An 11,597-nucleotide genomic window follows, 5' to 3' on the forward strand; every position below is an offset into this window, starting at 1 on the left:
TACGAGATCAGTTTTCTTAAATTGGTCTCGTTTTTTTATTTTTATGCACTCATTATTTTTCATTAAGGTTTCTATAAATTATTAATTATTTAAAGGAAATTTTTATGAATAATGTTTCAAATTCTGAAAGTATTTTTAAACATAATAATTTGACTATTAAATACAGCAAATCATCATATTTTAAATTTTTTATTTTAAGTGCTATAGGTGTTTTTATGTTTTTTATTACTATAAATATTAATGGTGTAAAATCTATACCTATAGATCATTTAGTTGTTTTTATAAGAAAGATTCCATTTGTTGAACCTTATTACGGTATAATAATTACTATGATAGGGGGAGTATATCCATTTATAAGTAAGACTTGGAATAAAAATAAAACAGAGATAGTATTTTCATTTATTAAACTTTTAGCAATACCTTTTGTTATAATGGCTTATTTTAAATTAGGACCTGCCGACTTCCATAAACCCAATATGCTTCCTTTCTCTTATAGACTATTAACACAGGTTGCAATTCTTATACCAATAGGTGCAGTATGTTTATCTTTTCTAATTGATTACGGACTTATGGCTTTTGTAGGAATATTTATGCGTTATATAATGCGTCCTATTTGGAAGACTCCGGGTATGTCATCGATAGACGCTTTGGCTTCTTTTATAGGAAGTTATTCTGTGGGACTTCTTATCACTAATAAAGTTTATAAAGAGGGATTTTATTCCACTAAAGAAGCTTGCATTATAGCTACAGGATTTTCTACAGTATCAACTACATTTATGGTAGTTGTGGCAAAGACTTTAGGCATTATAGATAAATGGAATATATACTTTTGGGGAACTTTGGCTATAACATTTATAGTTACAGCAATTACAGTAAGGCTTTATCCTTTAAGAAGTAAATCGGATAAAGGCTATTTGAATAGAGATGTAATTGAAGAACCTAAATTTACAGGAGGTAATATTTTTAGTAAGGCATTAGATGAAGGTGTAAAAGTTGCTGATAAACAAAGTAATTTTTTAAACGGCATATTAAAAAATCTTAAAGAAGGTTTATTAATATCAATATCTGTAATGCCTAATTTTATGGCTATAACATTTATAGGTTTATTAATAGTTAATTATACACCTTTATTTGATTTTATTAGTTACATATTTTTACCGTTTACAAAATTATTAGGATTAGGAGATGAGGCTTATACAGTTGCTAAGGCTTGCTCTATAACAATAGTAGAGATGTTTTCTTCTTCAAGCATTATTATGGATTCAAGTCAATTAGCTAAAAGTATAATAGCTATAGTATGTGTTTCAGAAATACTTTATTTTGCAGCACCAATTCCTTGTATGCTTGCTACTGACATTCCAATAAGAATAAGAGATATTATAGTTATATGGATAGAAAGAATAATATTTTCTTTGATATTGGCAGTGCCTTTTGCATATTTATTTTTGATATGATTATTTTAGTTATATTAATTTTCTTGAAAATGATATGAAAATTAATATAATTTTTATTTGCACTTTTTGGTTCTTTTGACGAAGTCCGCACCGCGAGCAGGGAAAAAGAACAATAAAAATTAAAAAATTATTATAGAAAACATTCATTATGAAAATATAAGGAGTATAAAATGAATACATTACAAAATGAAATAATTAAAGCAATCACAGATATGAAAGCTAAATGCCCATTAGTGCATAACATTACTAATTATGTTGTTATGCAAATTACAGCTAATGCTTTGCTTGCGGTGGGTGCTTCACCTGTGATGACATTTGAAAAAGAAGAGTTTGAGGATATGCTTTCTATTGCTTCATCGCTTGTTATTAATATTGGTACTTTAACAAAAACTTCTATTGAGGCTATGCATAGTGCATGCGAAATAGCTAATAAAAAAAATGTGCCTTTTGTGCTTGACCCAGTAGGAGCAGGTGCTACAAAATTAAGAACTAAAACAGCTATTGATTTAATTAAAAATTATAGTCCTAAAGTTGTGAGGGGAAATGCTTCAGAGATAATGGTGCTTGCCGGCGAGAGCATAAAAACTAAAGGGGTAGATAGCAGTGCTAATGTTAATATGGCGTTAGAATCAGGAAAATATTTGGCTAAAGAGTATAACACTGTTGTAAGCATAAGCGGAGAGACTGATATCATCACAGACGGAGATAAAGTTTTGTATATAAGCGGAGGGTCTCCTTTAATGCCTGTTAATACAGGTATGGGCTGCACATCTACTGCTATAACAGGTGCTATGATTGCTGTTGCTGAGCCTTTAATTGCTGCTGCTTCTGCTATGTGTATAATGGCTTCAGCTGGTGAAAAAGCTTCAAAAAAAGCTGATGCTCCTGCTAGTTTTGCAGTTGCTTTTGTTGATGAGCTTTATAAACTTGATATTGATGATGCTTCTAAAAGAGTTAGTTTATAATTTTGCTTTTTTTACAAATAATATTAAATTATATCAAAATAAAAAATATTTGAAAATGATATTAATATAGTATATTATATTAGTATCATTTTTATTTTTTGGGGGGGATATGATAAAAAAAATAGCTGTTATATTTTTTGTTTTGATATTAATAGTATCTTGCAAAAAAATAAATTTATTAAGTTCTGCCTATATACCTCCTCCAACAGCGTTTCCTAATATTAGTGAAGTTCCAGACTATCCAATCCCAACTCCAATTCCACACCCTCCAGATAAAATTGAAGAAAAACCAATAAAAGTTACTCCAGAAATAGTTGCTGATAATACAGTATTTGGAGGATATGCTAAAAGATTTAAATATAAAAATGAATGGTATGTATTAGCTACCAATCAATATGAATATGATGCTGATACTAAAAAACTTACCCCTACAGGAAAAGGGGCATTATTAAAAATAGGTAATGATGGCACTACAATAAGCAAAATATATACTTTACCAAAAGGTACAGAACTAGGTTCAAAACAATATTGGCTTTTTTTAACTTCAGACCAATTAATAATAGAGCCTAATAAAGTTAAAATTATATCTCTTGCATATACTACTACAGATTTTGATTATACAGAAGATAAAAATTTCATAAAAGGAAATATAGATTTTAGTCTTAAAGATATATTTGTTGTTGTTAAGAATTTTATTGAACATAAAAGATATATGGAATCTGATGATTTAGTAAACTGGCGTGATACTGTAATTGAAACTACAAAAACTTATAAAATGCCTAATACTAATCATATAGAACCTAATTTTTTAGGAAGATATGGATTGAATGTAATAGAATATTTTATGTTTTATTATAAAGGAAAAATATTTTTATACAAAGGACCAAAAAACCTTTTTGATGAGAATCCTAATGGATATAGAGATCCAAGTAAACCTTCTTTTGAATTTTATTCTGATGAATATTATACTATTGATTATGGTAAGGATATAAGTGATGTTAAAAATTGGACTACAAATTATTTCCCTGAATATAATGGTACAAAACTTATTTATGTTAATCATTTTGCTTTTGATGAGAATAAGCTTTATTTGTGTGAAGCTAATTTTGGAAATAGTGTTTATGAATATGATGGAAATTTATGGAAACAAAATGGAAAATATGTGTATACAGATAAATATTTTTCATCAGAAGATGGAGTAAATTGGAAAGAAGATACTAAGCCAACTTCTGATTATCTGAAAATTTTAACAAGTGATGTTACTATCTCTTCTTATAAATCACAAAATGTTATGGGAGATTATAAAGATAGAAATGCTGCCCCTTTAGAGCCTTCTTATACAGAATTAAATGGAAAATATTATAGAACTTTTAACGCTACATATCCTATTCCTCCTATCAAAGAAATTAAAGAAACTGCAGATAGATTAGAAACTAATTTTACAATTACAGAAGAGCATATTAAAAAGTCTGGTGCTTATCAGTTGCAGGTTTCTCCAGTGCCTCCTGATAAAGCAGAGGAATCTGATTGGGTTACTGTTATACCTAATAATGAAATAAACTCTGTTATAGGCTGGCAGAGTGGAGGAGCTGATTTATTTACTTTCAATAATAAAATAGTTCGTTTATTAGATTATGATAGAGTTTTTCAAATAGATAATCAGTATGAAAGTTCACTAAATCTTTCAAAGCAATATTATGAGATGCTTAAAACAGCAGAAAGTATTGAGATTTATAAACAATATAATTATTATTTTTTATATTATAAAGCAATAGCTGATATGTTAAAGATGATAAAAGATAAAGGAAATAATTATTTTTATCCTGATAAGGCTGTTACGCATTATACTTTTGAGCTTTAAGTTATGGATTTTTTAATGAAGAGATTATTGTTTGTATTTATATTAGCTTTTTTAAATTCGTTTAATTTATTTGCGCAGTTTTTTCCGCCTGTAATACCTAGTGTTGATTATGGAACTTTTATTAATGCTTATGTAGAATCAACTGGAAGATATAATAATATTCCTGAAGAAACTTTGAATATTTTAATTGAAAGCGAACAGATGAATAAACTTTTTGATGACGGCATAAAAACATTTACATTTGGAGAACTTATAACTATAGCTCAAAATCCAGAGAAAATTCTTGACACTACTACAAACGAATCTGTAATATTATTAGTTGGAACGACTTTAGGTTTCTTAGAATTAGCTAATATGCAGCAAGGCACAGCAACTGCAGTTATCAATGCATTAAAAAATAAAACAGCTTTTAATGCAGCCTCTGGTAATAATACAGGTCTTCTCATACCAATGCATACACCTATAGGAAGTTTTGGAATTAATTTATATAGTGATGTGCCTTTATATTCAGCAGAAAAAATAAAAAATAATAATAAAAACGATTATGAATCATTATCCGACTCTTTAGAGCTTCTTCCTATTCCTCATATTAATGCCTATTTGCAAGTGAATCTTGGACCTTTACCTTTGGCTCTCACTATTAGGGGAGGAATGTCTTTGGGTTTTAAGGATATTTATGGAATAGTTGTTAATGATGTTGAAATAGAATCTTTAGGCTATAATATAGGAGCTTCTTTAAAGGCTTATCTTTTTAGAACTAAATATTTTTTCGGCGATTTAAGAATGGATTTTAATTATGATGAAGGTAATTTGAAAATGTCTGCAAACAATAGAAATGTATATGTTCCTCTTTATCTTGGTTATAATGGCGGAACTGATACAGGGGTTGTATTTAATGGAAATGCATTTTTAGAATCCAAATGGAAAACTTTTGCTTTAAGCCCTAAGATAGTATTTGGTTTTAAGATGAGAGATAAAGTTCCTGTTATACAGTATTTAGATGCTTATTTTTCTGTAGGTGCTGATATTGTATTTGGAAGTTTAGAATCAAAAGTTGGAGTTAATGGCATAGGGAGTTATGCTAATATTGTTGGACATGAAATAACTGTTAATGATTTATATATGCCAAATTCAGAAGATAAAATCTCTTATAAGCTTTATGATATGAGAGTAGGGTTTCATTTTGATATATTTTATCAATCTTTTTCAATAGAGTATGGTATATTTACAAAGCAGCTTGCTATTTCATTTATACCAATTAATATAAGGTTTTAAGAGGTTAATAGTTTAATGAATTATAAAATATTTTTGTTCGTTTTAATGCCTTTTATTTTAATAGCTTGCTTCATACCAGAGAGAAGAATATATTTTTCTTGGGATAAACCTAAAAATATTGAAAGTGAATGTAATTATAATTTTGTTTTAAGCACTAATATGAGTATTATTCAAACTGAAAGAGGATATTTACTTAACACAGATAGAGAAATATATTATAAAGTTGGAGCAAAAAAGCCATATAATATAGAAGATTATACATATGTAATGAATGAAATGATTAGCTTTATGAGCAATAATAGAAATGCTATTTTAATAGTAGAAGGTCATGCTGATGAGATAAGCAAAGAGAAATTAGATCTAAATATGAAGCTTTCTCTTCAAAGGGCAAGTGTTATAAGAGATGTTATACTTTCTTTCGGTGTTTATCATGAAAGAGTAAAGATTTATCCATATAGTTATTTTGCTCCTAAATACACTACTAATACTTTTCAAAATAGAAGAGTTGATTTTGTGGCATTGAAATGTGAAAATCAATTAAGCAATTATAATTATTATTACAGCAACTATTATAGTAATTATTATATTAATAACACAAATTATTAAAAAAGGCTTAGTAAAATATTTATTACTAAGCCCTTAATATTTTTATTTAATATTATTTTTCAAAAACCAAACCATTACCCTCTTTTACAACTTTTATAGTGTCTCCTTCTAAATATTTTCCTGCTAGCATTTCTTTGGCTAAAGGATTTTCTATATAATTCTGTATTGCTCTTTTTAATGGTCTTGCTCCAAACTGAGGGTCATAACCAATATCAGCAATATAGTCTATAGCTTCATCGCTTACATCTAAAGTTATTCTTCTGTCTTTAAGTCTGTTAGCAACTCTTGCTATTTGATTTCTTACTATCTCAGCAATATATTTTTTGTCAAGTCTAGTAAATGTTATTATCTCATCTATCCTATTTAAGAACTCTGGTCTAAATGACATTTTTAGCAACTCTTGAATTTTTTCTTTGATATCATTAGTATCATTAGCTTCAAGAATTAAATCAGAGCCTAAATTACTTGTCATTATGATAATAGCATTTTTGAAATCAACTATTCTTCCTTGTCCGTCAGTAAGCCTTCCGTCATCTAATACCTGAAGTAAAACATTAAATACATCAGGGTGAGCTTTTTCTATCTCATCAAATAGTATAACAGAATAAGGTCTTCTTCTAACTGCTTCTGTTAATTGTCCTCCTTCATCATAACCTACATATCCAGGAGGAGCTCCTATAAGTCTAGTAACAGAAAACTTCTCCATATACTCACTCATATCAATTCTTGTTAAAGCTTTTTCATCGCTAAACAAGAAATCAGCAAGAGTCTTAGCAAGTTCAGTTTTACCAACCCCAGTAGGTCCTATAAATAAGAAACTTCCAAGAGGTTTGTTTTCATCAGAAAGTCCTGCTCTGTTTCTTCTAATAGCATCAGCAACTGAAGTGATTGCCTCATCTTGTCCTACAATTCTTTTATGTAGCACTTCTTCAAGCTGTAAATATTTTTGTTTTTCACTTGTAAGCATTTTACTTACAGGTATTCCAGTCCATACAGATATTACTCTAGCTATATCATCTTCAGAAATCTCTTCTCTTAAAAGACCTTTCTTATCAGAGTTTTTAGCCTCTTCCATAGCTTTAGTAGCTTCTTCTAATTTTTTCTGTAATTCTGGTATTTTACCATATTTTATTTCAGCAGCTTTAGCTAAATTGCCTTCTCTTGTATATTGAGTTTCTTTTATATTTAAAGCTTCAAGTTCTTCTTTTAATTTTCTACTCTCTTCAATTCTTCCTTTTTCATTATCCCATTGAAGTTTCATAGCATTACGTTCTTCAGAAAGTTCAGATAATTCTTTTTCAAGCTTTTCTAATCTTTCTTTGGAAGCAGCATCATTTTCTTTTGAAAGAGCTTGTTTTTCTATATTAAGTTGTAATATTTTTCTCTCAATTTTATCAAGTTCTGTAGGCTGACTGTCTATCTCTATTTTTAATTGGCTTGCAGCTTCATCTACCAAGTCAATAGCTTTATCTGGCAAAAATCTGTTAGTTATGTATCTATTAGATAAAACAGCAGCGGCAACTAATGCATCGTCTTTTATTCTCACACCATGATGAACTTCGTATTTATCTTTTAAGCCTCTTAATATTGAAATAGTATCTTCAACACTAGGCTCTTTACAATAAACTTGTTGGAATCTTCTTTCAAGTGCTTTATCTTTTTCAATATATTTTCTGTATTCATCTAAAGTAGTAGCACCTATTGCTCTTAATTCGCCTCTTGCTAATGCAGGTTTTAATAGATTAGAAGCATCCATTGCACCTTCAGTTGCACCTGCTCCTACAAGAGTATGAAGCTCATCTATAAATAATATAATGCTTCCTTCAGATTTTTCTATCTCTGTGATAACAGCTTTTAATCTCTCTTCAAACTCTCCTCTAAACTTAGCACCAGCTACTAATGCACCTAAATCTAAAGCTAATAGCCTTTTATCTTTAAGTCCCTCAGGTACATCTTGAGAAACTATTCTTCTTGCAAGTCCTTCAACAATAGCTGTCTTACCAACACCAGGCTCACCTATAAGCACAGGATTGTTTTTTGTTCTTCTTGACAACACCTGCATAACACGTCTTATCTCTTCATCACGTCCTATAACAGGGTCAATTTTTTCTGCCTCTGCTAATGCTGTTAAATCACGGCAGTATTTATCAAGTGCCTGCATTTTAGCTTCTGGGTCTTGGCTGTTAACACTTTGTCCTTTTCTTAAATCTTTTAATGCACTTAAAACTTCTTTTTTGCTTATGCCGCTTTTTCTAAGCATGTCGCCTGCTTTGTTATCAGCTTCAACAAGTGCTAAGAATATATGCTCTGTTGATACATATTGGTCTTTTAAAGCACTAGCTTCTTTTTCTGCTTTCGCTAAAACTTTACCAGCATTAGTAGAGAGATGTAACTGCACATTTTCTCCTGTAACCTTTACATTTTCATCAACTAATCTTTGAGTTTTATCTATTAATGTGTTTATAGGAACGCCTATTCTTTCTACTAAAGGCTGAATAAGTCCGTCCTCTTGTTTTAATAATGCAAGAAGTAAATGCTCGCTTTTTATTTCATTATGGTCTTCACCATTTGCTATATTAGCAGCTTCATTTACTGCCTCTTGGGCTTTTATTGTATATTTATTATAATCCATATTCTAATTAATTGACGGCTCTTAAACCGCCTAACTCCTTTATAAATTAATTATTTTGTTAAATAATTTTGTTTCAGCATTTAATTGCTGTACGCTTATATATATGCAAAAAATATGCCAAACAAATATATAAAAATGTGTTGTTTTTATACGTTGTAACTATATTTTTATCTTTGTTTTTATGTTTCAATTAATATAATTGTATAAATTTTATATATAAAAAACAAGCATATTGTATAAAAATAATACTATAAATTTATATTCTGTATCAATATAGCATATTAATTCTTATTTTTTAATTTAACTCAAATGTGTAATGTGTAAAAGCTTTCTCTGGTTTGAAATAATTATTGCTTTTATCTTTAATTATTTTAATCATATCTGCCATAGCTTTATAGTATAAAAAGTAATAACAATTTTTTTTATACTCTGATACAGGAGAGTTTATAAGTAAATTATAATATTGCTTAGATAAATTCAATGCTTCTTCATATTGAGTGTTTAATTTGAACTCTCTGTCATAATCTACTAAACGTACTAATTTTCCATTAAAATTAAATAAATCTCCTCCGCCGCTTTCCCATTCTGTAGATGAGCTTATTTGATTTTTAGGAACTATAGTAACCCAATCTGTTTCTTTGGCATTATCAGGGTGAACAGATGATACTTGAATTTGATAAATGCCTGAATTTTTAACATGTTCTTCTGTAATTGTGAAATTAGTTTCAAACCTTTCAGCAGCCTCCATAATTTCTTTTACAGGAGGAATTGGATAGGTTGTATTAAAAGTTCTGTAATATTTGCCGTTAAGTTCTGTATATTTAGGTTCAAAAGGAGTACCATCATCAGAGGCTGTATATGTAAGTAGAGGATTTACTTTAAAGTATATAATATCTGCAGCAGACTTAAAAGGATTCGGACTTTTTTCTCTTTCCCAATTAATTCCGTCTTTAGTAGACCATATTCCATCTAATACATCAGCGGCATATGCTTCTGATGACATAATATACCAATATCCGTCAGAAGCATTGTATTGATATTTATATGTACTTCCTCCTGATATATAGATTTTCGTTCCATCATAACGATAATAATCAATTACGCCTCTTCTTCCCCAAGGGGCTTCATTTGTTTTCCAATTTTTAGGGTCAGATGTATCTTTTCCAACCTCTATAGTATAATAATATTTTGAATCTAAATAAAAATCTTCACTAGAAGGAGGAATAAATCCATTTGTATAATAGTCATATACTGTAGGATGAGTAAATAATAAAAATTTACCTTTAAAATATAATAATTTAACCTCCCAATGGGCTGAACCAATTCTTCCTTGGAAATTAGGATTATCAAAATTTAATTTAGGCAAAATATATTCTCTTTTATAAGTATCAGGAGAGTCAATCCAATTTATCAAGTCTGAAGTATTCTTTCCTTTCAAATTAAATAAAACATCTGATATATATCTAAAATTATCTCTGTAGAATTTTATATTTTTATATTCATATTTTTTATCTGGATATTTGTATACAACTTCATATGTTCCGCCTGTTGGAATTTTTACCTTATCTTGTTCTATTAAAACTTTTCTTGAATTAAGGTTAGTCCAATATTCTGTTTTTTCTAAATCATCACTTAGTGAGAGGCTATGTATTTTTGTTATAGTTTTTCCATTATTATCTATTTTTAATATTGCACCTTTATATGTTGGAGTTAATATTTTAGTATTAGGGTCATATTTATATTCATTAGTTGCTAATATATGCCATTCATTATTGAATTTAAATCTTCTTCCATATCCTCCAAATACTATTCCGTCTTTCACAATTTCTGGAGTAACAATGATATTTTTTTCTTCTGTTTTTTCAGGAGGTATAGGAAGTACTGGACTTGGTGTTGGATATTGAGGTATTTTTTCATTGTTTTTAAATTCAGTAGGGGGAGGTATAATAGATGGAGTTAATAGATTTACTTTTTTACAAGATATTAACAGATTTAGAATAATTAAAAGTAAAAATATTTTGTTTTTCATGATAGTTTTAATTTTATACCATAAATACTATTTTTCAAGTTATTTATTTTATAAATATATAAAATATGTTTTAGTTATATATGTAATTGACTTTGAAACAGTATATTATATAATTTGATAAAAAAAGGGTGTATAAATATGTTTTCTAATTTAAATAATACTTTTACATTAAATAATAATTATAAAATTCCTTGTATAGGATTTGGTACTTGGCAGACACCAGATGGAGATACTGCTGTAAACTCTGTAAAAGAGGCTATAAAGTTAGGTTATAAGCATATTGATACAGCTGCTATTTACGGCAATGAAAAAAGTGTAGGTAAGGCTATAAAAGAAAGCGGCATAGACAGAAAAGAATTATTTATTACAAGCAAAGTTTGGAACAAAGATAGAGGATACAATACAACATTAAAAGCATTTGAAAAAACTCTTAATGATTTGGAGCTTGATTATCTTGACCTTTATTTAATACATTGGCCTGCATCAGAAAATCAATTTAAAGATTGGGATAATATTAATTTGGAAACTTGGAAAGCTATGACAGAGCTTTATAAAAAAGGCAAAATAAAATCAATAGGTCTTTCTAATTTTATGCCTCATCATTTAAAATCTTTAATGCAAACAGAAATTAAACCTATGGTAAATCAAATAGAGTTTCATGTTGGTTTTATGCAAGAAGAAACATTAAAATATTGTAGAGATAATAATATACTTGTTGAAGCTTGGAGTCCGCTTGGCACTGGTAAAATACTTGATAATGCTATATTAAAAAAAA

8 protein-coding genes are annotated in these 11,597 nt (G+C 28.7%); 6 read left to right on the top strand and 2 right to left on the bottom strand.

The features are described 5' to 3' along the window. The first annotated feature begins 104 nt into the window (after window positions 1-104). From E6A48_RS03035 to E6A48_RS03055, 5 genes are all read left to right on the top strand, one after another. Complete coding sequence (locus tag E6A48_RS03035) at window positions 105-1,454, top strand: YjiH family protein (protein WP_219708510.1); 1,350 nt, start codon at window positions 105-107, stop codon at window positions 1,452-1,454. Window positions 1,455-1,624: 170 nt separating this feature from the next. Further along, entirely contained in the window at window positions 1,625-2,419 is a 795-nt protein-coding gene (gene thiM, locus E6A48_RS03040) for a hydroxyethylthiazole kinase (protein ID WP_219708511.1), read from the top strand. Between the two features lie 109 nt (window positions 2,420-2,528). Continuing rightward, window positions 2,529-4,280, top strand: coding sequence for a YdgA family protein (locus tag E6A48_RS03045; protein ID WP_219708512.1), 1,752 nt, complete (start codon window positions 2,529-2,531; stop codon window positions 4,278-4,280). A 15-nt stretch (window positions 4,281-4,295) separates the two neighbouring features. Further along, the gene (locus E6A48_RS03050; protein ID WP_219708513.1) at window positions 4,296-5,555 is read left to right on the top strand and encodes a hypothetical protein; all 1,260 of its coding nucleotides are present in this window, start codon (window positions 4,296-4,298) and stop codon (window positions 5,553-5,555) included. A gap of 15 nt (window positions 5,556-5,570) precedes the next feature. Further along, window positions 5,571-6,161, top strand: a complete 591-nt coding sequence (locus E6A48_RS03055; RefSeq protein WP_219708515.1) for an OmpA family protein — start codon at window positions 5,571-5,573, stop codon at window positions 6,159-6,161. A 52-nt stretch (window positions 6,162-6,213) separates the two neighbouring features. Here E6A48_RS03055 and clpB read toward each other — a convergent pair whose 3' ends face one another. Together clpB and E6A48_RS03065 are read right to left on the bottom strand one after the other, a co-directional pair. Continuing rightward, the gene (gene clpB, locus E6A48_RS03060) at window positions 6,214-8,793 is read right to left on the bottom strand and encodes an ATP-dependent chaperone ClpB (RefSeq protein WP_219708516.1); all 2,580 of its coding nucleotides are present in this window, start codon (window positions 8,791-8,793) and stop codon (window positions 6,214-6,216) included. A 295-nt stretch (window positions 8,794-9,088) separates the two neighbouring features. After that, window positions 9,089-10,822 (bottom strand): hypothetical protein, encoded by a 1,734-nt coding sequence (locus tag E6A48_RS03065; protein ID WP_219708517.1) that lies wholly within the window; start codon window positions 10,820-10,822, stop codon window positions 9,089-9,091. Between the two features lie 138 nt (window positions 10,823-10,960). Between E6A48_RS03065 and E6A48_RS03070 the strand changes: the two genes are divergently transcribed. Beyond that, window positions 10,961-11,597, top strand: a 637-nt coding sequence (locus E6A48_RS03070) for an aldo/keto reductase (protein ID WP_219708518.1), incomplete at its 3' end; no start/stop codon positions are given.

This window comes from Brachyspira pilosicoli, assembly GCF_019402445.1.
Classification (GTDB): Bacteria; Spirochaetota; Brachyspiria; order Brachyspirales; family Brachyspiraceae; genus Brachyspira; species Brachyspira pilosicoli_B.